General features: G+C 61.6%; 18 protein-coding genes. 7 read left to right on the top strand and 11 right to left on the bottom strand.

Going from position 1 to position 20,226, the window contains the following annotated elements; all coding sequences use genetic code 11:
• Window positions 1–70 precede the first annotated feature (70 nt).
• From ACE04F_RS14775 to ACE04F_RS14755, 5 genes are all read right to left on the bottom strand, one after another.
• Window positions 71–1,528: an amidase gene (locus ACE04F_RS14775; RefSeq protein WP_486107800.1), complete on the bottom strand. Its 1,458-nt coding sequence runs from the start codon at window positions 1,526–1,528 to the stop codon at window positions 71–73.
• 17 nt (window positions 1,529–1,545) lie between these two features.
• Complete coding sequence (locus tag ACE04F_RS14770) at window positions 1,546–2,799, bottom strand: MFS transporter (protein ID WP_486107798.1); 1,254 nt, start codon at window positions 2,797–2,799, stop codon at window positions 1,546–1,548.
• 10 nt (window positions 2,800–2,809) lie between these two features.
• The gene (locus ACE04F_RS14765) at window positions 2,810–3,742 is read right to left on the bottom strand and encodes a SphA family protein (RefSeq protein ID WP_434651773.1); all 933 of its coding nucleotides are present in this window, start codon (window positions 3,740–3,742) and stop codon (window positions 2,810–2,812) included.
• A gap of 71 nt (window positions 3,743–3,813) precedes the next feature.
• A complete protein-coding gene (locus tag ACE04F_RS14760; protein ID WP_486107796.1) occupies window positions 3,814–4,785 on the bottom strand; it encodes a helix-turn-helix domain-containing protein in 972 nt (323 codons plus the stop codon).
• A 99-nt stretch (window positions 4,786–4,884) separates the two neighbouring features.
• Window positions 4,885–5,886 carry an ABC transporter substrate-binding protein gene (locus tag ACE04F_RS14755; protein WP_486107794.1) on the bottom strand — a complete coding sequence of 334 codons (1,002 nt, stop codon included), beginning with the start codon at window positions 5,884–5,886 and terminating at the stop codon, window positions 4,885–4,887.
• Between the two features lie 209 nt (window positions 5,887–6,095).
• Here ACE04F_RS14755 and ACE04F_RS14750 point away from each other — a divergent pair, with 209 nt between their 5' ends.
• Window positions 6,096–7,115 (top strand): GlxA family transcriptional regulator, encoded by a 1,020-nt coding sequence (locus ACE04F_RS14750; RefSeq protein ID WP_486107792.1) that lies wholly within the window; start codon window positions 6,096–6,098, stop codon window positions 7,113–7,115.
• A 19-nt stretch (window positions 7,116–7,134) separates the two neighbouring features.
• On the opposite strand, the gene ACE04F_RS14745 is transcribed toward ACE04F_RS14750, so the two are convergent.
• On the bottom strand, window positions 7,135–8,076 hold the full coding sequence (locus tag ACE04F_RS14745) for a LysR family transcriptional regulator (RefSeq protein ID WP_486107790.1): 942 nt from the start codon (window positions 8,074–8,076) through the stop codon (window positions 7,135–7,137).
• 386 nt (window positions 8,077–8,462) lie between these two features.
• On the opposite strand from ACE04F_RS14745, the gene ACE04F_RS14740 reads away from it, so the two are divergent.
• The 3 genes from ACE04F_RS14740 to ACE04F_RS14730 all read left to right on the top strand — a co-directional run bounded on the left by ACE04F_RS14740 (window position 8,463) and on the right by ACE04F_RS14730 (window position 10,678).
• Complete coding sequence (locus ACE04F_RS14740; RefSeq protein ID WP_486107788.1) at window positions 8,463–9,533, top strand: sensor histidine kinase; 1,071 nt, start codon at window positions 8,463–8,465, stop codon at window positions 9,531–9,533.
• Between the two features lie 19 nt (window positions 9,534–9,552).
• Window positions 9,553–10,203 (top strand): response regulator transcription factor, encoded by a 651-nt coding sequence (locus ACE04F_RS14735; protein ID WP_486107786.1) that lies wholly within the window; start codon window positions 9,553–9,555, stop codon window positions 10,201–10,203.
• A gap of 100 nt (window positions 10,204–10,303) precedes the next feature.
• The gene (locus ACE04F_RS14730) at window positions 10,304–10,678 is read left to right on the top strand and encodes a response regulator transcription factor (protein ID WP_486107784.1); all 375 of its coding nucleotides are present in this window, start codon (window positions 10,304–10,306) and stop codon (window positions 10,676–10,678) included.
• A 39-nt stretch (window positions 10,679–10,717) separates the two neighbouring features.
• Here the strand turns inward: ACE04F_RS14730 and ACE04F_RS14725 are convergent, their stop codons facing one another.
• From ACE04F_RS14725 to ACE04F_RS14705, 5 genes are read right to left on the bottom strand one after another with little or no spacing between them, the layout of a single operon-like run.
• A complete protein-coding gene (locus ACE04F_RS14725; RefSeq protein WP_186610250.1) occupies window positions 10,718–11,095 on the bottom strand; it encodes a response regulator in 378 nt (125 codons plus the stop codon).
• On the bottom strand, window positions 11,088–12,353 hold the full coding sequence (locus ACE04F_RS14720) for a hybrid sensor histidine kinase/response regulator (protein WP_486107781.1): 1,266 nt from the start codon (window positions 12,351–12,353) through the stop codon (window positions 11,088–11,090). Before ACE04F_RS14720 ends, ACE04F_RS14725 begins: the two co-directional genes overlap by 8 nt.
• A 5-nt stretch (window positions 12,354–12,358) precedes the next feature.
• Window positions 12,359–12,946, bottom strand: coding sequence for a chemotaxis protein CheB (locus ACE04F_RS14715; RefSeq protein WP_486107779.1), 588 nt, complete (start codon window positions 12,944–12,946; stop codon window positions 12,359–12,361).
• Window positions 12,943–13,758 carry a CheR family methyltransferase gene (locus tag ACE04F_RS14710; RefSeq protein WP_486107777.1) on the bottom strand — a complete coding sequence of 272 codons (816 nt, stop codon included), beginning with the start codon at window positions 13,756–13,758 and terminating at the stop codon, window positions 12,943–12,945. Before ACE04F_RS14710 ends, ACE04F_RS14715 begins: the two co-directional genes overlap by 4 nt.
• A complete protein-coding gene (locus ACE04F_RS14705) occupies window positions 13,758–17,234 on the bottom strand; it encodes a response regulator (RefSeq protein WP_486107775.1) in 3,477 nt (1,158 codons plus the stop codon). The genes ACE04F_RS14710 and ACE04F_RS14705 overlap by 1 nt, the downstream gene beginning before the upstream one ends.
• Before the next feature lie 256 nt (window positions 17,235–17,490).
• Here ACE04F_RS14705 and ACE04F_RS14700 point away from each other — a divergent pair, with 256 nt between their 5' ends.
• The 3 genes from ACE04F_RS14700 (at window position 17,491) to ACE04F_RS14690 (ending at window position 20,217) form a co-directional block, all read left to right on the top strand.
• On the top strand, window positions 17,491–17,862 hold the full coding sequence (locus ACE04F_RS14700) for a response regulator (protein WP_486107773.1): 372 nt from the start codon (window positions 17,491–17,493) through the stop codon (window positions 17,860–17,862).
• Window positions 17,863–17,937: 75 nt separating this feature from the next.
• Window positions 17,938–19,230: a glycosyltransferase family 4 protein gene (locus ACE04F_RS14695; RefSeq protein ID WP_486107771.1), complete on the top strand. Its 1,293-nt coding sequence runs from the start codon at window positions 17,938–17,940 to the stop codon at window positions 19,228–19,230.
• An 81-nt stretch (window positions 19,231–19,311) separates the two neighbouring features.
• Window positions 19,312–20,217 (top strand): helix-turn-helix domain-containing protein, encoded by a 906-nt coding sequence (locus ACE04F_RS14690; protein WP_486107769.1) that lies wholly within the window; start codon window positions 19,312–19,314, stop codon window positions 20,215–20,217.
• Window positions 20,218–20,226 lie beyond the last annotated feature (9 nt).

Here is a 20,226-nt window from a genome sequence, read left to right as displayed (position 1 = left end):
CCCCCACACAGGTTCCGCTACGCCGCCACCATCCCGCCCGACACTCCCACATGAGGTGTGGGTGTAGTTTTCATCTGCGGTGAGCATTGACCGGCGGTACACGCCCACGCCACGGCTGGGCGCGTTCCAGTTGGGCGGCCAGGGCCAGCAAGGTGCTTTCTGCGCCGAACCGCCCGGCAAAATGCGCGCCCAGCGGCAGGCCGTTCGCGCTCCAGGACAACGGCACCGACATCGCTGGCTGGCCGCTGGCATTGAACAGCGCGGTGAACGGCGAATAGCTGTGGAACCGTTCGATGAGCTGCTCAAGGCTCATGCAGACATCCTGCAGGTCCAGTTCGCCAATCGGTACCGGTTCGCGGCTCAGGACCGGGCTGAGGATCACCTCGTAATCCTCCATGAACAACGCCAGCCGGCGGCCGAGGGCATGGATCCACTCCACCGCGCCCGCGTATTGGGCGCCGCTGACGTTGCCCTTGTCGCGCAGGATGATCCGGGTGCGCACTTCCAGTTCCTCCGCCTGCACCGCGGCCCCGCGCATCTGGCCGAGCAGGTCGACGTAATGGCGGGTACTCGCACCAATGATGGTGAAGACCTGGTCAAGAAACTCCGGCAACACCACCGGCAAACTCACCGGTTCGACGCGATGGCCCAAGGTTTCACACAACCTGGCGACCTCGCCCACCGCCTGTAGGCTTTGCGCGGAGGTGCCCCAGGGGCCGAATTGCTCGACCAGGGCAATGCGCAACGGCTTCGGATCGCGCTGCAGCGCCGTCACGTAAGGCTGCGCCTGAAGCGGCGCGGCGTACGGCGCGCCCGGATCAGTCCCGGCGGTGGCATCCAGCAACGCGGCGCTGTCGCGCACCGACAGGGTGATGGCATGGGGCGTGCCCATCCCCGCCCAGCCTTCGCCGATCATCGGCCCCGACGGCAGCAATCCGCGGCTGGGCTTGAAGCCGAACACCCCGCAGCACGACGCCGGCACCCGCAACGAACCGCCGCCATCGTTGCCGTGGGCGAACGGCACGACCCGGGCCGCCACCAATGCAGCCGCGCCGCCGCTGGAGCCGCCGGCGCTGCGCTCGGTATTCCACGGGTTGCGCGTGGCGCCGAAGCGCGCCGATTCGGTGGAGTAAGACGTGCCGAACTCAGGCGACGTGCTGGTTCCCAACACCTGGCATCCGGCATTCCTCAGGCGCGTCACCACTTCCGATTCAAAATCCGCGCGGCAGGCGCCCAGCGAACGGGAGCCATTGGTCATCGCCGCGCCCTGGACCGGCGAAAACAGATCCTTGATCAAGGTTGGAACGCCGGCGAACAGGACCTGCCCGGCCTGAGGCGCGCACGCCGCCTCCCGGGCCGAATCGTAGAGCCGTTCCGCCACCGCGTTAAGCTGCGGTTCGACCCGCTCCAGGCGCTCGATAGCCGTCTCCAGCAACTCGCCGGGCTGGACCTCACCGCGCCTGACCCACTCGGCCAGGGCGGTCCCGTCTTCGCTGTCCATCAACTGGTGGATGTCTTGCAGACTCATGGTTTCAGATTCCTTGTTCATGACGATTGACGAGATCCGGCGACGTCCGCCTGTCGATGGCCGCGCGTGCGTAAACCGACCGCCACCCAGAGCAGTGCCGCCGCGAGACTGGCGAAGGCCAGCCATTGGATGGACTGGCGAAGGTCCCCGGCAAAGGCGCCCACGAACGCCACCACCAATGGACTGATGAATTGGCCGATGTAGAGAAACGAGGTGAACCCGCCCAGGCCTCGGCCACGGGTGGTGGCGGTCAGCGCATTCATCACCGGCGCCATCACGTTGGGCACCAGCAACCCGGCGCCCAACCCCTGGACGAACACCGCCAGCAGCACCGCGTTGTAGCTGTGCGCGCGCACCAGCAGGCACAGCCCGAGGCCCATCAGGGCGAGCAACAGCGCGTTGCAACCGGCAATGCCCAAGCGTCGGCGCAGCAACGGCCACGTCAACGAGCCAACGAGTGTCGCCAACAGGCTCAACCCCGCCGCCAGGCCGATCAGGGTGCTGGAGGTCACGCCCAGGCCGACCAACAGCGTGGGGGCCTGGATCGGCATGACGAAGGTCAGGACCATGCCGCTCACGATCATCAGGTAGCCCACCACCAGCTGCAGCACCGCGACTTTGCCCGGCGCCGGTTCATCGGCGCGCGCGTCGACCGTCCGCAGCTTGGCCACCGGCGGCTCCCAGAGGATTTTCATCATGGCCGGCACCAGCAACAACGGCAGCAGGTACAGCAGGAACGGCGAGCGCCACGAATGTTCCCCGAGGGCCCCACCGACGACGAAGAACAGCGCCCCCACCAGGCCGATGGTCACCACTTGCCGGTTGACGTAGCGCAAGCGTTCCTCGCCGTGCCAATAGTCGGCAATCAAGGTCGCGCAACAGGTCATGACCGCCGCCTCGGCACAGCCAAACAGCAAGCGCGCGCCGACAATCGCCGGCAGGTTGTCGAGCATCGCCGGCAACGCGCCGAGCAAGGCGTAGAGCAATGTCGCCAGCACCAGCAAGGCCTTGCGTCCGACCCGGTCGGCCAACCAGCCGGCCAGGGGCGCGCAAAGCGCAATCGCCAGGGCCGGCCCGGTGATCGCCAGCGGCACGAGTAAATCGGCGCGAGGCTCGATGGGGCCGAACTCCGCGCCCAGCCGGGGCAGAATCGGCGTGACCATCACCGAGCCCATGATGGTCAGGCTGCTGCCGAGCATCAGCACCAGGCCTTCGCGCCGACCCACCGCCTGACGCGGCAACGCCGTTGGAATGGAATTTGATGAGTTCATGACGTCCCCTTCAGAAACTGTGAGAAATGCGCAGGGCCGTGGTGTAGCCCTCGGCGCGGTTTCGCGCGTCGAATTCCTTGTAGACGTGCAGCCAGACCGGCGGCACGCCCGGTTTGAAATAGCCCACCGCCGGCCCCGCCGCGATAACCCGCGCGCGATTGCCTGCCTCAAGCCCGGGAGCATCGTCGTCGGTGAACTGGCGGTAGTAGTAGCCGCCCACACCCAGCGTCCAAGGGCCGACATGCTGGCCAACGGCGAATTCATGGCGATACTCGACGCCACTTTTGTAGTCGGTGGCGGGGTTGCGGGTGTTCACGTCGACTTCGAAGCTGGAGGACACCTCGAAGCCGGTGTCGGAGATATAGGTCGCGTTGAGGATCGGCGAGAACGTCCAGTGATTCAGGCCTGGCGAGATCAGGCGGTCCTCGTCGTAGTCGCCGGTCGGTGCCTGGATCTGGAACTGGGCATTGACGAACAGGTTCGGCGACAGCGTCCATTGCAGGATCACCGGCAGCACCTGGATATCCGCCAGGCGAAACGGATCGGCTTCAAGGTCCAGCGGACCGACCGGCGTCTGCACCCGTACCGAAGCGTCCATCTTGAAGAACGGCACCACCGCGCCATAACCGTACTGGGCGCCAAGCACCGTGTAATCGGTCATGTGCATGTAGGCCACGCCGATGGACAGTACGTCGAGGGAAAGATTGTTGTCGCGGGAATTGCCGTGGCGATCCTTCTGCACGTTGGCCGAATAGAACGCCGTACGCAGCCCGACCGTGCCGAAGGGCGTGGCCGGCGGCATCATGCCGGCGCCGAAATCGTAGACCCCGACCGCGGTGGTCGGCGCGCCACTTTCAGTGGCATTGGCCATGGCGCAGGCGCCGATCAGCCCCACGGTGATCCACGCATTACGTTGCAGGTTTTTCTTTTTGTTCTGATTCATCGAATGCCCCGTCCCAACCATGTGGTGATGGGGTCATCCTAGGGAGCCGGTCCGCCAGCCGTTATCCGTTTTCAGCACAGATGCGTGCGCCGCAGGGTTTGTGAAGGGGTTTCGCCGAACAGCGTCCGATAGTCGCTGGAGAACCGGCTCAGGTGCCAGAAGCCCCAGCGTGCCGCCACCTCCTGCACGCCCCTGGTCTGGTCGCCAGCGCGCAGCTCCCGGCGCACGGCATTGAGGCGCAGCGCCCTTAAATAGGCCACCGGGTTGATGCCCAGGGTTTCCTGGAAGCAATACTGCAATTTACGCCGGCTGGCGCCGATGTGGTTGCACAGGTCGAGAATCGACAGCGGCTCGTCGACATGGGCCAGGGCATATTCCCGGGCCCGGTCGACCATGCGCTTGCGGGCCGTCGGGGTCAGCGGCGGCGCCTGGTCGGGCGCCACCAGCTCCAGCAGATGCAGCATCACCGTATCGCGCAGGCCGCGGCGGATCGACTCGAAGCCCAACAATGACTCACGCCCCTGGCCGCCCCCTTCGAGTTCGTCGAAGAGCGCCGCCAGCTCAGCGGGCAAGGTCGAATCGCCGAGACGGTAACACTTGGGAAGATCGGTAATTCGAAAGGCGCTGCCCTGGCGCTCCAGCAGGTGCTCCAGGGCCTGCTCCTTGACGGCGACGCCGAGCAGGTCCAAGTGCTGGGGGGTGCGCAGGTCGGGCAGGTTGCGGCCATGGGCGACCATCAGGCTCGGCTCGACAATCGGGTGCCCGCAGCAGAACACCGGCCCGTCAGCGCGCAAGGGTACGCTGAAGGTAATCGCGCCCTCCCATGCCATGCCGCGCTTGGTCATGGCCTGATTAGAGCGGTCGCGGACCAGTTGCATCCAATCCGCACGGAACTCGATCAACTCGCCTTCGAAGCGTCCTGGCGTCAGTTGGTCGTAGCTTACCTGCCAGCCGCCCATATTCCGCGCGTGCTCGTCGATGTCGCCGGTGCGGAACCGATTGATCGGTCGCGTCGGCAACCCATCCACCATGTCGTCGTTCATTCACCCGACCTTCGCTGATTCCAGGGTTATGGATCGAAGATCAGGCAAGTTCCATTCCGTCTCCCGGGTGACTCGCTCGATTGTGCCGAAAACGGCTAGTCAGCTGCCTGCGTCGCCGTGGGCTTCTTCAAAGAAGTAGTCCTTCCAGCTGCCGGCCTTGTTTTTCAATACACCCAGCTCATGCAGTTTGTCGGCGTAGATATAGGTGCGTTGCGGCACCACGGTGAAATCGATTTCCGGATCGCTGACGATCTTCTCCACCAGGGGCAATGGCAGCTTGGATTGCTCGACCCGGATATACGTCTGGGCGGCGGCAGGTTTGTCGGCCTTGATGATGTTCTGGGCTTCGACCAGCGCGGCGTAGAACGCCTTGTAGGTCTTCGGGTTTTCGTCGTGGAACTTCTCCGTGGTGTAGAGCACGTTGAACGTGGCCGGCCCGCCGAGCACGTCGTAGGAGCTGAGGACTTTGTGCACGTTGGGGTTCTGCAACGCCTGGTACTGGAACGGCGGGCTGGAAAAGTGCGAATTGATTTCCGACTTGCCCGCGATCAACGCGGCCGTGGCGTCCGGGTGCGGGAGGCTGACCGAGATGTCATCGAATTTCTTGTAGTGCTCATCGCCGAACACCTTGGCCGTCTCGATCTGCAATGTGCGCGACTGGAAGCCGACGCCCGCCGCCGGGACCGCGATCCGGTCCTGGTCGGTGAAGTCCTTGAGCGTCTTGATCTCGGGGTTGTTGGTCAACAGGTAGTTGGGCATCGAGCCCAGCGAGGCGATGGCCTTGACGTTCTGCTTGCCCCGGGTCCGATCCCAGATCGTCAGCATCGGCGGCACCCCGGCCGACACCACGTCGAGGGCGCCGGTCAGCAACGCTTCGTTCATGGCGGTGGCGCCGGAGATGCTGTTCCAGTCCACCTTGATGTCCAGGCCCTGGGCCTTGCCATGTTTCTCGATGAGCTGCTGGTCACGCACGACGTCCAGGATCAGATAACCGATGCCGAATTGCTGGGCGATGCTGATCTTGCCTTCGGCATGGGCCAGCGGCCCGACCAGCAGGCTCGCCGCCAGGGAAAGAAATAATACGGGACGCTTGAACGCCATGGCCGTGGCCTCTTATGGTTAAATTCAGGCGCTGACTTTAAGGCTATAAAAAATAAAATTTAAATACCTGTATCGCATAACGATAGCACCTGAAAATTCAACGCAGCCGACTTGACATTGTCCGGGCGGAGGATTAATCACCCAGGGACACCGAGGCGCAGCCGCTGCCCCCTCCAAACCTGCCCATTCTCGAAACGAGCCGCGCGACCATGAACGAGATGACCTGTGACATCCGCATTGCCGCCGAGTCGATATCCCAACCACGCACGCTGGTGTTCCTCGCTTATCCGCAAATGGGCCTGCTCGACCTGACCGGCGCCCAGACGGTGTTCTGGGCGGCCACCAAAGCCATGACCGAACGTGGCTTGCCCGGCTACCGGATGCACACCGCCAGCCTTGAAGGCGGCCTGATGCAGACGGCCGAAGGACTGGTCGTGCAAACCTGCGCCCTGGGCGAGTTCGACGGGGCCGCCATCGACACGCTGATCGTGCCTGGCGCGCCGAACATCCGTCAGGCGATGATCGACTGTGTCGAGCTGGTGGACTGGCTGCGCGCGGCCTCGACCAAGGCCCGCCGCACCGCGTCGGTGTGCAGCGGGACCTTCCTCATGGCCCAGGCCGGCTTGCTCGACGGCCGCCGCGCCGCCACGCATTGGGCCATGTGCGAAATGCTCAAGAGTGGCTTCCCCTTGATCGAAGTGGATCTCGACGCGATTTTTATCCAGCAGGACAGCGTCTGGACCTCGGCGGGCGTCAGCGCCGGCATCGACATGGCCCTGGCCCTGGTGGAAGCCGATTGCGGTCGCGATGTCGCGTTGCAAGTGGCCCGGGAACTGGTGGTGTTTCTCAAGCGCCCCGGTGGGCAGGCGCAGTTCAGCCAGTTGCTGCTGGCACAGACCCAGGACAGCGCCGGGTTCGATGAACTGCACGCCTGGCTCGCCGAGCACCTGGATGAGGCCGACCTGAGCATCGAACGCCTGGCCCGGCAAGCGCGCATGAGCCCGCGCAACTTCGCCCGGGTCTACAAGCGCCAGACCGGACGCACCCCGGCCAAGGCCGTCGAGATGTTCCGGCTCGAAGCGGCCAGACGACTGTTGGAGGACTCCGAGCGCAACATCGACCAGATTGCCCGTTCGTGCGGTTTTGGTGACGAAGAACGGATGCGCTACACCTTCCACCGCCACCTTTCGATTTCGCCACGGGACTATCGCAACCGCTTCTCCCGCTGAGACGAACCGAGCGCTCGCGTCAGGCCACGCGCCTGTCTTGGGCGGGTGATTCGGCCTGCTCGCCGATGAACGCACAGCCGCGTGAACGGAGCCAGCGTTCTCCCGGGTCATTATGGGAAGTCCCTCGCCAGACCATCGACAGCTCGCGCTCGGGCAACCGGATGGGCGCCGGTTCCGCGCGCAAGCCAGTCGTTAGGGCCATTGCCCGAGCGACGTAGTCGGGCACGATGGCGATCATCTCGCTGCGCGCCAACAACATCGGCAAGGCGCTGAATTGCGGCACGCTCAGCACCACACGCCGCTGCCGACTCATCTGGCTCAAGGCCCGATCGGAATCATCAATGACATGCCCCATTGATGAAACCACCGCATGCGGCCGGCGGCAAAACTCATCAAGCGTCAGCTCACCCGGACGTGAATCGGCGCGCAGCAACATCGGCCGGATCGGACGCAAAGCCTTGCGCCGGGCATTGGCAGGAAGCTCCAGGGTATGGCTGATACCGACGGTAATTTCCCCGCTCGCGAGCAAGTGGGACATCTGCCATTGATCGGCCCGGCGCACCACCAGTGTCGTCCCCGGCGCCTCGCTACGCAGTCGGTGCAGCAGGCCTGGCAGCAGCGCGTACTCGACGTCGTCGGAAAGCCCGAGGTGGAATGTCGCGTCGCTCGTGGCGGGCTCGAACGCCTGGCAGCGGCTCAAGGCAGCCGCAATGCCATCCAGCGCGGGCGACAGGTTGGAGAAGATTTCCTGCGCCCGGGACGTCGGCTCCATCACCCGGCCTGCGCGGATGAACAAGGGGTCGTCGAACATCAAACGCAACCGCGCCAGGGCGGCGCTGATGGTCGGTTGACCGAGAAACAGCTTCTCGCTGACGCGGGTGACATTTCGCTCATGCATCATGGTTTCGAAGACAACCAGCAGATTGATGTCAGCACGACGCAGGTCATTTCTGTTCATCATGGTAGCCATTCCAGGCGCAAGGCCAATGAGTGCGGAAAGAAACGTCGTGCCTGGGCTGCTTGGCACGGCCTGACAGCGACGCTGTGCCTGGAAGGTTATGCTACGACTCATCCGGCGTCTGTCGTACGGGAGGACGTTGTGTTGACGCTTTAGGCCCACTGATTGATACCTGGGTATACGCGGCTGGCAGGATTTCAGGGTTTTATGTCCTATCCCGAGGCGAGGACCCGCTTTTAAGATTGAAGATGATGCCCGTGTCCACCGCCGCCGGGACTGGACCGACAAGACAAAAGAAAGGTTGCAGCGTGCCCACACCCGCCATGATGTTCAAAAGCATCTACGACAGCCTTCGGTATCAGCCGTACCCAAAGGCGTCGGGACCTTCAATGGGCATCAGCCCTCACCCGCTGGTCAACGCCTTGGGCTGGGCAGTCGGCCTGGTAGTGGCCTGCGGGATTGTCATCATCAATTCCGAAACCCATTCGGACCTGGCGCCGACGTTGCTGTACATCACCTTGCTGCTGATGGCGGCCAACCTGTTTTCAATCAACCTGGTGATCACCGTTGCGCTGATGTGCATGTTCCTGCTGACGGCGATGTTCCTGTACCACGGCGGTTATCACCGCTGGGAATCGACCACGGGGTTCTTCCGTTGCCTGACGGCCCTGTCAGCCATTGCGTTTCTCGCATTGCGCAGCAAGCAGGCCTCGGATCGCCTGCGGCACAATCAGGCCTACCTGATCGAAGCCCAGGCGCAGTTGGCGCATGCGACCCGGCTGACCTCCCTGGGCGAGATGGCCGCCTCCATCGCCCATGAGGTGAACCAGCCGTTGACGGCTATCACCAGCAGCGGCGAAGCCTGCCGTCGCTGGCTCGACCGTCCGGTCCCCGACCTCAAGGAGGCCGTCGATTCGCTGGACCGGATCGTCGCGAACGCGTGCCGCGCCAGCGAAGTCATCAATCGGACCCGGGCGATGGCACGCAAATGCGATCCCCTACGCCGGCCCGAGCGACTGGACGAAATCGTCAGCGAAGCACTGGATCTGGTGCGCCATCAGTTGGTTCAGCACAAAGTCAGCCTGAAGGTAGACCTGGCGGCGGCAAGCCTGGTCGACGCTGATCGGGTCCAGCTGCAGCAAGTGATCATCAACCTTATCTCCAATGCTTGCCACGCTATGGAAACGCTCCCGGTGCGCGACCGAATCCTCTCTGTGCGTACGTGGACGCACGCCCACGAGGTGCTGCTCGCGGTGACCGACCGAGGGATCGGCATAACGGCCGAGACACTGCCCTTGTTGTTCAACCCGTTTTTCAGCACCCGGGAAAACGGCCTGGGCATAGGCCTGTCGATCTGTCGCTCGATCATCGATTTTCATGACGGCAGGATCTGGGCCACCAGTGAGGCAGGCCAAGGCACCTCGCTCACATGTTCATTGCCGTTGTTAGCCAAAGCCTGACCTGTTGCGGATCCCTGCCATGAACCCAAGCCACGCCATCCCCGCTGCACTTGCCCATGAACCGATTGTCTACGTGGTGGACGACGACGCATCGCTGCGCGAAGCCCTTCGCAGCCTGCTGCGATCCATTGGCCTGCAGGTCGAGTCGTTCGACTCGGTCGCGGCTTTCATGGGCCATCCACGTCTCGACGCGCCCAGTTGCCTGTTGCTCGACGTGCGCCTTCGCGGCACCAGCGGGCTGGACTTCCAACAGCAGTTGGCGAACGCCGGGATTGATCTGCCGATTGTGTTCATGACCGGTTATGGCGACATCGCCATGACCGTGCGGGCAATGAAAGCCGGTGCGGTGGATTTCCTGACCAAACCGTTTCGCGAACAGGACCTGATCGATGCGGTCGCCGCCGCCCATCAGCGCGACCTATTGCGCCGCGAGGCCGAGCGCCGCCAGCAGGCGTTGCATGAACGATACGGCACTTTGACGACCCGGGAACGCCAGGTGATGGCGTTGGCTGCGTCAGGCCTGATGAACAAGCAGATTGCCGGGCACATCGGCTTGAGCGAAATCACCGTCAAGATCCACCGAGGCCAAGCCATGCGCAAAATGGCTGCGCGATCATTTGCCGATCTGGTGCGCATGGCTCAGGCGCTGGAGACGGGTCGTGATCGTTGAAAGTTCATACCCACGTATACTAGGCGCGGCTTTTGGACAGCGTATCTTGCAGTGACAGGGGCGCTTTAATAGCGACCTGATATTACTGCCAGGTTTCGAAATGTCCGACAGCGCAATTATTTCTGTTATCGATGACGATGAATCGGTTCGAGTCGCATTGGCTGGTCTGCTGCGCTCTCATGGGTACGGCGTCAGGACTTACGCCAGCGCCATGGCGTTTTTGTCTTCAGCCGAGTTTGAGCATACGGCGTGTTTGCTGTCGGACATACAGATGCCGGGTATGACGGGAATTCAGTTGTGCGATGAGCTCTATGCCCGGGGGATCGACATTCCGCTTGTTTTCATCACGGGCCTGCCTGTTGTGCCAGCGCTGGCAATGCCGGGGGGATGCGGTCCGTTGGCGGTTTTTCCGAAGCCGTTCAAGTGTGGGGATTTGGTTGCTTGTATTGAGTCGATTCTTGGACGGTCGGTTTAGATGGGTGCGGATACCCGTCCTTTCTGTAGCGGCTCGGTACTAAGACAACATCCTCTGCATGATTTTCTGCAACACATCCAGGTCAAACGGCTTGTCCAGAATCGGCGCCTTGCGCGTGATGGGGCTGTCAGTCTCGCGCACTTCCTGAGCGTAGCCACTGATAAAAATGACCTTCAGGTCCGGACGCAACCTCACCGCAGGCTCGGCGATCTGCACGCCGGAAATCCCCCCCGGCAGACGGAAGTCGGTAATCATCATGTCCAGATGAGGCTTGCTCGCCAGGATCTCGAACGCCTGCTCGCCGTTTTCAGCCTGGAGCACCCGGTACCCTTCCCCAGACAGGTAGGCCGACAGCACCATCAGGATCGACGGATCATCCTCGACGATCAGTACAACGTCTTGCGCATCTTCACTCATGAGAAGCCTTTGTTGGATCAATCGCTGCTGATACGACCTTGGGGCCACTCAGAGGTTGCGTCCGTTCACCAGATTTCTGAAAAGGCAGACAAACGCGAAACAACGCCCCTTCATTCAGGCGGCTATTGACAGTGATGATACCGCCGTGGGCGGTGACGATCTGCTCGGAAATGAACAGGCCCAGCCCCAGGCCAGCGGTGGCGGCCTTGGAAGACACCCGCTCGAACTGCTGGAAGATGCGTTTCTGGTTCTCTTCGCTGATGCCGATGCCGTGATCCTGGACTTCGATGCAGGCGTGCTCGGGCGTCTGGTAGACGCGTACCTCGATCGGGCTCTTGCTGCCATAACGCAACGCATTGGTCAGCAGGTTCGAGACCACCTGTTCGATGCGAAACTCATCCCAGTGTCCTTCCACCAACGGCTCGGCGGTACAACTCACCGAACATTCGGCGGCGGCGATCTGCGGCTGGAAGTTGCGCAGCAGGTTTTCCACCAGCGCCGTCAGGTTGAAGCGGGTCGGACGGATGGACAACTTGCCGGTGCGAATCCGTGACACATCCAGCATGTCCTCGATCAAACGGATCAAGCTCTTGATCTGGCGCTCGTCACGCTCAACCATTGCTTTGATCTTGTCCAGGGTGAACGCCGAGGCGTTGTCGCGCGCCAGGTGCATCTTGCGCAACTGCGTTTCCAGGATCAGGCCGTTGAGCGGCGTACGGACCTCATGGGCGACGATCGACATGAAATCGTCCCGCATGCGCACCGCCTGCTCAAGCTCGCCACGAGTGGCTTGCAACTGCTGGAGCAATTGCTCCTGCTCCCGGCGACTCTGCTCGAGAGCGAGCACCTGCTCCTTCATCGCCTTGCGCTGGCGATAGAGCTCGACGAAAACACTGACCTTGCTTTTGACCGCGTGGATGTCCAGGGGCTTGTGCAGGAAATCCACCGCGCCGCTTTCATAGCCGGTGAACGCATAGTTGCGCTCGCGACCGGCGGCACTGACAAAAATGATCGGGATACTGCGGGTCTTTTCCGTGCCGCGCATCAGCTCGGCCAGCTCGAAACCGTTCATGCCTGGCATCTGTACATCAATGATTGCCAGGGCAAAATCGTGTTGCAAAAGCAGCGACAGCGCTTCATCCGCCGACAAGGCCTTGAAGACCTCGCGGTCGTCGCGCTTGATCAGCGCTTCCAGGGCCAACAGATTCTCAGGCAGATCGTCGACGATCAGCAGTTTGGCTTGAATATCTCTTGGCATGTGGTTCATTCCAGCCCGGCCAGCAACTGGCCGATGCCCTGTAAAGTTAGGATATGGTCGGGCTCATGCAAACTAAGCGCCGCTTCCGGCATGGTGCGCACCTGCGCCTCCTGCGGGTCCTGGACGACAGTGATCCCGCCCAGCTCTTTCACCCTGGCCAACCCCCTGGCCCCGTCATTGTTGGCACCGGTCAGGACCACAGCCAGCAGGCGAGGACCATAGACATCAGCGGCCGACTCGAACAAGACGTCGATCGATGGCCGCGAATGGTGCACCGGCGCTTCAAGGCTCAGTGACAGGCTGCGATCAGCCTCGACCGACAAGTGATAACCGGGCGTCGCGACGTACAACGTGCCCGGGCGTATGTCTTGTTTGTCCCGGGCTTCTTCAACGGGTATCGCCAGGCGATGACGAAACACCTGGGCCAACTGGCTATTACGTTCGTCGGGCAAATGCAGCACCACCAGCACAGGCACGCTGAAGCCTTTGCGCAGGGGAGTGAAGATGTTGAGCAGCGCTTCGACGCCTCCGGCGGAAGCGCCGACTACGATGGCCTCGATCAGGGGCCTGGATCTGTCCGTCATTGGGCTCATAACTTGCGATAGATCCGTTCCTGTTTGACCAGCGGCTCGAACTGCTTGCCGAAAGCTGAAAAATCCAGTGTTTCCTTACTGCCCAGCACCAGGAAACCGCGGTGGCAGAGGGACTCGTGAAACAGTCCGAATGCGCGATCTTGCAGCTTTTTATTGAAATAAATCAATACGTTACGACATGAAATCAGTTGAGTTTCGGAAAACACACTATCCGTCGCCAGGCTGTGGTCGGCGAAGGTAACGTTCTGACGCAGGGTTTTGTCGAACATGGCGTAATCGTAGGCGGCCGTGTAGTAGTCGGCAAATGAACGCCGGCCCCCGGCGAGCTGGTAATTCTGGGTGTAGGCCCTGACATTTTCCAGAGAAAATATGCCTTGCTTGGCTTTTTCCAGAGAACGCGGGTTGATGTCCGTGGCGTAAATCAGCGTGCGATCCAGCAGTCCCTCTTCGCGCAGCAGAATCGCCATGGAGTAGACCTCTTCACCGGTACTGCAACCGGCGATCCAGATCTTTATCGAGGGATACGTCTTGAGCAGCGGCACCACTTCCTCGCGGATTGCCAGGAAGTGCGCAGGGTCGCGAAACATCTCGCTGACCGGTATCGTCAACAGTTGCAGCAGTTGCATGAACGCGCCCGGGTCGTGCAGCACGCGCTCTTGCAAGGCGGAGATGGTCTTGCATTCAAACTGACTCAACGCATGCAGGACCCGGCGCTTGATGGACGCGCCGGAATAGTCTCGAAAGTCATAGCTGTACTTCAGATAGATCGCTTCGATCAACAAACGAAGTTCGATGTCAGTGTTTCGTTCCACTAGATTCTTTCCATATTCGGCAACCACACGCGAATCAGTGAGAACAGGCGATCGAGGTCGATCGGCTTGGCCAGGTAATCGTTGGATCCCGCCGCCAGGCAGCGCTCCTGGTCATCCTTCATGGCCTTGGCGGTCACGGCGATGATCGGCAACTTGCGCCAGCGCGGGTCCTTGCGGATCAGCGCGGTGGCTTCAAAGCCGTCCATTTCGGGCATCATCACGTCCATCAGCACCAGATCGATATCCTCGACTTCGTTCAGGCGTTCGATCGCTTCGTAACCGTTACGGCCGATGACCACGACGGCGCCTTTGGCCTCCAGGGCGCTGGTCAGGGCGAAAATGTTGCGCACATCGTCGTCCACCAACAGCACCTTGCGGCCTTCGAAAACCTTGTCGCGGCTGCGGGCGGTCTGCAGCATGCGCTGTCGTTCATGGGACAACCGCGATTCGACTTTGTGCAGAAAGAGTGTGACTTCGTCCAACAGGCGTTCCGGCGAGCGCGCGCCCTTGATGATGATCGAGCGCGAGTATTTGCGCAGTTCGGTTTCTTCATCACGGGTCAGGTTGCGCCCGGTGTAGACGATCACCGGCGGAAACGAGCAGATCTCTTCGCTGGACATGCGCTTGAGCAAATCATTGCCGAGCATGTCCGGCAGTTTGAGGTCGATGATCATGCAGTCATAGACATGCGTGCGCAGCAGGTCCAGGGCCTGCTGGGCCAGGCCGACCGCGGTGATCTCGATGTCATCGTCGCCGATCAGCCGGGTAATGCTGTCGCGCTGCAAGTCATCGTCCTCCACAAGCAGCACGCGCTTGACCTTCTGGGTCAGCTTGGCTTCCAGGCGCGCAAAAACGTCCTTGAGCTCTTCTCGGGTCGTCGGTTTGACGGCATAACCGATCGCGCCCATGTGCATCGCCGCTTCGACGCGGTCCTCGACGGAAATGACGTGCACCGGAATATGCCGGGTCTGGGCCTGCTCCTTTAAGCGCTGCAACACGGTCAGCCCGGAATGATCCGGCAGACGCATGTCCAGCAGGATCGCGTCCGGGCTCAGTTGCAAGGCCAGGTCAAAGCCTTCGTCAGCGCCATGGGCGACCAGACATTGGTAGCCGAGTTCATGGGCCAGATCGAACAGGATCCGGGCAAACTTGGGTTCGTCTTCGATAACCAGAATGCAACGGGTATCGAAAGGCGCCTTGTCCCGGTCATCGGCGAATTGCGGGAGAGGGGGTTCCACCTCGGCGATCAGCGCCGGAGCCGGCACACGGGCCGGGGCCGGGACACTTGTCGTCGGGGTGAACGCCATCGGTTCGACAGTCGCCTCCCCTGGCTCGACATAACGCTCAGGCATTACCAGCGTGAACACACTGCCCTGCCCCGGCTCGCTGGACACCGAGATCGAGCCGCCGAGCAAAGTCGCCAGGTCGCGGGAAATCGACAACCCCAGGCCGGTGCCGCCGTAACGCCGATTGGTGGTGCCGTCGGCCTGGCGGAACGCCTCGAAAATACTCTGCTGCTGGTCGGCGGCGATGCCGATCCCCGAATCGCGCACCATGAACGCGATACCCGAGCCGGGCTGGCCGGCGATGGTCAGGCAGACGGAACCCTGCTCGGTGAACTTCACCGCATTGGACAACAGGTTCTTGAGCACCTGCTCCAGGCGCTGGCGATCGGTATACAGCATCGACGGCGCGTCAGGCTGCAACCGCACCTCGAAACTCAGGCCCTTGTCGGCCGCCAACGGTGTGAACATGTCCCGCAGCCCTTCGACCAGGCGAGGCACGCTGGTATTTTCCGGGCGCACCTCGAGTTTTCCGGCCTCGACCTTGGAAATATCCAGGATGTCGTTGATCAGGTTCAGCAAGTCATTGCCGGCGGAGTAGATCGACTCGGCAAACTTGACCTGTTCGTCGCTGAGGTTCCTCTGCGGGTTCTCTGCCAGCAGTTTGGACAGGATCAACGAGCTGTTGAGCGGCGTGCGCAGCTCATGGGACATATTGGCGAGGAATTCGGACTTGTACTTGCTCGAACGCTGCAGCTCTTCGGCGCGCTCCTGCAACTGGATCTGGGCCAGGTTCAGCTCGCTGTTCTTCTGGTCCATGGCGTCGCGCTGCTCGGCCAATTGCTCGTTGGTCTGCTCCAGCTCCTGCTGCTGGGCTTCCAGGTGGGCCTGGGATTCCTTGAGGATGCGCGACTGTTCTTCAAGCTCTTCGTTGGCGGTCTTGAGCTCTTCCTGCTGCACCTGCAACTCTTCGTTGAGCTGCTGGGTTTCGGCCAGCACTTCCTGCAGGCGCTGGCGGTAACGGGCCGCCTCGATGGAAGTACCGATGTTGCCGGCAACCAGTTCCAGCAACTCGATGTCCCGCCCGGTCAGGGGGCGCAGGAAGCCCAGCTCGATGACGCCATTGATGCGGTCGTCGTCACGGGTCGGCACCACCATGACGCAGTTGGGCAGCCCTTGGCCGAGCCCTGAGCTGACCCTGAGGTAATCGCGTGGTACGTCATCCAGACGGATGAGTCGGCCTTGGTGCACGGCCTGCCCGACGATGCCCTCGCCGTCCATGACCATCTGGTGTTGTTCGTCGTCTTCCCGGGACATGCCATAGGTAGCGATGCGCTTGAGCATGCCGTTTTCTTCCCGCGCATACAGTACGGCAACGACGCTGCCCAGGTACTGGGCGCAGAACTGCAGGATGTTGCGGCCCAACAGATTCAACGTCAGTTGGCCAAGCACCTGCTCGGCCAGTTGAGTCTGGCCGTTGCGCAGCCACGCCTGTTTTTCCAGATGCAAGGCGCTCTCTTGCTGGACTTTCAGGCTCGCGCTGTAGTTGCTCGACAGGGCCAGCAGATCGCGCCGCCCGACGTAGGCCAGCAACCCGCTGATGGCCGCGACGAAGAGCAAGTACAACGCAATGCTCCAGAGCGTGGTGGTACGCACCTGCTCGTTGCGCTCGGCGCGCAACTGCTGCTCGGTTTCAACGATGTCTTCGAAGGTCTTGCGGATCTCGTCCGTCAACCGTTTGCCGCGTCCTTTCTTCACCGCGCCGCGGTAGTCACCGCTGCTGCGTTGCAGGTCGATCATGCTCTGGGCGTAGTTGGCCCACTCCGTCTGGAGCGCCTGGACCTTATGCAGGCGATCGGTCTGGACGGGATTGTCGGCTGTCAATTCCAACAATGTATCCAAGGCCACGGCAATGCGTGGCTTGGCCACCTCGTAAGGGTCGAGGAAATGCTCATCGCCGCTCAGCAGGTAACCGCGCATGCCGGTTTCCAGATCGACGCTCAGCTTCAGCGCTTCATTGGCATTATTGATGACCCTGTCGGTATGCCCGACCCACTGGATCACCGACAGCAGATAAGTGATCAACACGATGAAAAACACCGCGCTGAGTGCGCCCATGCCCAGCGGCAGGCTGATGTTGCGGCTCAGGAGTTTGCGAAAACTTTGTTCGTCGACCGAAGACGAAGGAGTCATGGAAAAGGCCTTGGTGAACAGTTGAAGACGATGGAGTTTGCCCAAAAATACGGGTTGGATCCACACATCTGACCAGGCAATGCCACAATTTCCTGACGGTACGACAGGGTTATAAGGATGCGACTATCCTTGTCAGCTCTTGTACTATAGATCCTTTCTTGTACAAGCTCGGGAACTTGTAGCGCTTCGCGACTTACTCATGCATACGGCTACTTTTGCCGCGCCCCTACCGATTCCATCTTCCGAGAAGTCTATTATGTCCGTCCCTGCTTCTGACACCTCCCCCACCATCCTGGTAGTCGAAGACGACAACATCGTGCGCATGTTGATCGTCGACGTGCTGGAGGAACTGGACTACAAGGTGTTGGAGGCGGAAGGTGGCGAAGAGGCCCTGGTGCTTTTGAAGGATACGGACCGCCCCATCCACCTTATGATGACGGATGTCAGCATGCAGCCCATGGACGGCCGGGAGTTGGCAAAAGAAGCACGCTCCGTGCGACCGGGACTGCCCATCCTGTTCGCCAGCGGCTACGCCGAAAGCATCGATGTGCCGGAAGGCATGGACGTGATCGGCAAACCCTTCTCCATCGACCAACTGCGCGACAAGGTCAAAAAGATTCTTTCTTGAGCCCAGGCGCATTCTTGGTCACTATCGGCGCCCCGCGCGCCGACCGCGCCTGACCCGCCTCAAGGAATGTCCCTCATGTCTCATCCCACCGCCACCAAGGTCCTGGTGATCGGCTATGTCTGGCCCGAGCCACGCTCATCGGCTGCCGGTGGGCATGTCATGCAGTTATTGGAGGCTTTTCTCGGGCAAGGCTGGGACATTACTTTCAGCAGCCCGGCCAGGCCCGGGGAACACCGCGCCGACCTGATCGCCCTGGGCATCCGCGAGATACCGATCGAGCTCAATAGCAGCAGTTTTGACGCATTCATCGGCGAACTCGCGCCCGATGTCGTTCTGTTCGACCAGTACATGATGGAAGAACAGTTTGGCTGGCGAGTCGAGAAGCACTGCCCCGACGCCCTGCGCGTGCTGGAAACCTCCGATCTGCAAAGCCTGCGTCACGCGCGACACCAGCGCCTGAAGGATCGTTTGAAGGTCGATGAAGCCTGCGAGGATTTCAGCGACCTGTTCGCCCCAGCCCTGCGCGAGGAATTCGAGCTGATGGCCGACACCGACCTGGCCAAACGGGAAATTGCCGCTCTGTATCGATGCGATCTGAACCTGATGGTGTCCGAAGTCGAGATCGAACTGCTGGTGGAGCACTTCAAGGTGCCCCGTGAACTGTTGCTTTGGTGCCCATTGATGCTCGACCTGCCTGAGCGGGCCTTCGTACCTTTCGAAGAGCGGGCGCACTTCCTCAGCATCGGCAATTTCCGCCATGCACCGAACTGGGACGCCGTACTCTGGATGAAAAATGCCGTGTGGCCGCTGATTCGCCAGCGACTGCCCGGTGCACAGCTGCATCTTTATGGCGCCTATACCCCGCCCAAGGCTGCAGCGCTGCACAACCCGGCCCAAGGCTTCCACATCATGAACTGGGCCGAGGACGCCTTGCAGGTCATGTCCGCAGCGCGCATCTGCCTGGCCCCCCTGCGTTTCGGCGCTGGCATCAAGGGCAAACTGATCGAAGCCATGCTCTGCGGCACGCCCAGCGTCACCACGCCCATCGGTGCCGAAGCCATGCACGCCGGCATGCCCTGGCCCGGTGTCATCGCGCAGAGCGCCGCGGACATCGCCAACGCGGCCGTGCAGTTGTATACCGACCCGCAACGCTGGGCCAATGCCCAGGACGCCGGGCTGGCTTTGCTGGCGGCGCGCTTTCGCCGGCAGGTCCACGGCCCGGCGCTGATCGACAGCATCAACGCCTGTCGCGCCGATCTGGCGCGACGCCGCCGGGACAACTTCACCGGCAGCATGCTGCGCCATCACCAGCACAAGAGCACCCAATACATGTCCCAGTGGATTGAAGAAAAGAACCGCAACAGCTGAACCGGCCTTCATCCCGGGGCTGGAACCCGGACGGCGAAGGGGGCATTATCCAGCGGCGATAACAACAAAAGCGCCAGGCCCATGACCCGCACAGCCAGAGTCACCGACCCTTCCTACGAGTTGATGGACGACCACAACGGGCTGTCCATCATTTATCGCCAGCACGGTTTTCCTTGCCCGCTGGTGCGCTGGCATTTCCACAAGGAATACGAGCTGCACCTGATCGTCGCCAGTTCGGGCAAGGTCTTCATCGGCGACTACATCGGCAATTTTTCCCCGCAGTCACTGTTCCTTACCGGCCCCAACCTGCCCCACAACTGGATCAGCCAGGTGGCGGAGGACGAAGTGGTGCCCAAGCGCGACATGCTGGTGAACTTCACCGATGAGCTGTTTGAAAGCGGCAACCAGGTGTTCGCCGAGCTCAAGACCCTCGCACCGCTGCTGGAACGTGCCCAGCACGGCATCGAATTTCGCTGCAAGCGCACCATCCGCCAGGCCATGACGTTGATGCAACGCATCGCCGATGCCCAGGGCATGAGCCGGCTGGGCTACTTTTTCATCCTGATGGAGCTGCTGGCGGCCTGCGAAGACTTCCAACTGCTTTCGGGCGCCACCACGCCACAGGCGGCGGACGAGCACAGCATTGACCGCACCAACCGCGCGGTGGATTACATCTTCGCCCACTACGCGCGGGAATTGCCCCTGGAAGAAGTCGCCGAGCACCTGGGCATGAAACCCACCTATTTCAGCCGCGTTTTCAAGCAAGCCACGGGGCGTTGCTTCATCGAATTCGTCAACCGACTGCGCATCAGCAAGTCCTGCGAGTTGCTGGCCGATGGCGATAAACCGGTGACCGATGTGTGCTTCGAGTCGGGCTTCAACAATATTTCCAACTTCAACCGGCGCTTCCAGCAACTCAAGGGCATGACGCCTTCTCATTATCGGCGGCTGGCGGTGCAGCGGTTGACCGAGCAGAACCAGGCCTGACCCTTGTGG

The sequence above is a fragment of the Pseudomonas sp. AGC41 genome (assembly GCF_057334555.1).
This window is presented reverse-complemented; position numbering and strand designations above follow the sequence as displayed.

What these genes read in the sequence shown, in the direction of transcription:
- ACE04F_RS14765 (WP_434651773.1), bottom strand. Translation starts at nt 3,742, where the DNA reads ATGAATCAGAACAAAAAGAAAAACCTGCAACGTAATGCGTGGATCACC.
- ACE04F_RS14760 (WP_486107796.1), bottom strand. Translation starts at nt 4,785, where the DNA reads ATGAACGACGACATGGTGGATGGGTTGCCGACGCGACCGATCAATCGG.
- ACE04F_RS14770 (WP_486107798.1), bottom strand. Translation starts at nt 2,799, where the DNA reads ATGAACTCATCAAATTCCATTCCAACGGCGTTGCCGCGTCAGGCGGTG.
- ACE04F_RS14730 (WP_486107784.1), top strand. Translation starts at nt 10,304, where the DNA reads ATGTCCGACAGCGCAATTATTTCTGTTATCGATGACGATGAATCGGTT.
- ACE04F_RS14705 (WP_486107775.1), bottom strand. Translation starts at nt 17,234, where the DNA reads ATGACTCCTTCGTCTTCGGTCGACGAACAAAGTTTTCGCAAACTCCTG.
- ACE04F_RS14745 (WP_486107790.1), bottom strand. Translation starts at nt 8,076, where the DNA reads ATGATGAACAGAAATGACCTGCGTCGTGCTGACATCAATCTGCTGGTT.
- ACE04F_RS14740 (WP_486107788.1), top strand. Translation starts at nt 8,463, where the DNA reads ATGGGCATCAGCCCTCACCCGCTGGTCAACGCCTTGGGCTGGGCAGTC.
- ACE04F_RS14720 (WP_486107781.1), bottom strand. Translation starts at nt 12,353, where the DNA reads ATGCCAAGAGATATTCAAGCCAAACTGCTGATCGTCGACGATCTGCCT.
- ACE04F_RS14700 (WP_486107773.1), top strand. Translation starts at nt 17,491, where the DNA reads ATGTCCGTCCCTGCTTCTGACACCTCCCCCACCATCCTGGTAGTCGAA.
- ACE04F_RS14725 (WP_186610250.1), bottom strand. Translation starts at nt 11,095, where the DNA reads ATGAGTGAAGATGCGCAAGACGTTGTACTGATCGTCGAGGATGATCCG.
- ACE04F_RS14755 (WP_486107794.1), bottom strand. Translation starts at nt 5,886, where the DNA reads ATGGCGTTCAAGCGTCCCGTATTATTTCTTTCCCTGGCGGCGAGCCTG.
- ACE04F_RS14750 (WP_486107792.1), top strand. Translation starts at nt 6,096, where the DNA reads ATGAACGAGATGACCTGTGACATCCGCATTGCCGCCGAGTCGATATCC.
- ACE04F_RS14715 (WP_486107779.1), bottom strand. Translation starts at nt 12,946, where the DNA reads ATGAGCCCAATGACGGACAGATCCAGGCCCCTGATCGAGGCCATCGTA.
- ACE04F_RS14695 (WP_486107771.1), top strand. Translation starts at nt 17,938, where the DNA reads ATGTCTCATCCCACCGCCACCAAGGTCCTGGTGATCGGCTATGTCTGG.
- ACE04F_RS14735 (WP_486107786.1), top strand. Translation starts at nt 9,553, where the DNA reads ATGAACCCAAGCCACGCCATCCCCGCTGCACTTGCCCATGAACCGATT.
- ACE04F_RS14775 (WP_486107800.1), bottom strand. Translation starts at nt 1,528, where the DNA reads ATGAGTCTGCAAGACATCCACCAGTTGATGGACAGCGAAGACGGGACC.
- ACE04F_RS14690 (WP_486107769.1), top strand. Translation starts at nt 19,312, where the DNA reads ATGACCCGCACAGCCAGAGTCACCGACCCTTCCTACGAGTTGATGGAC.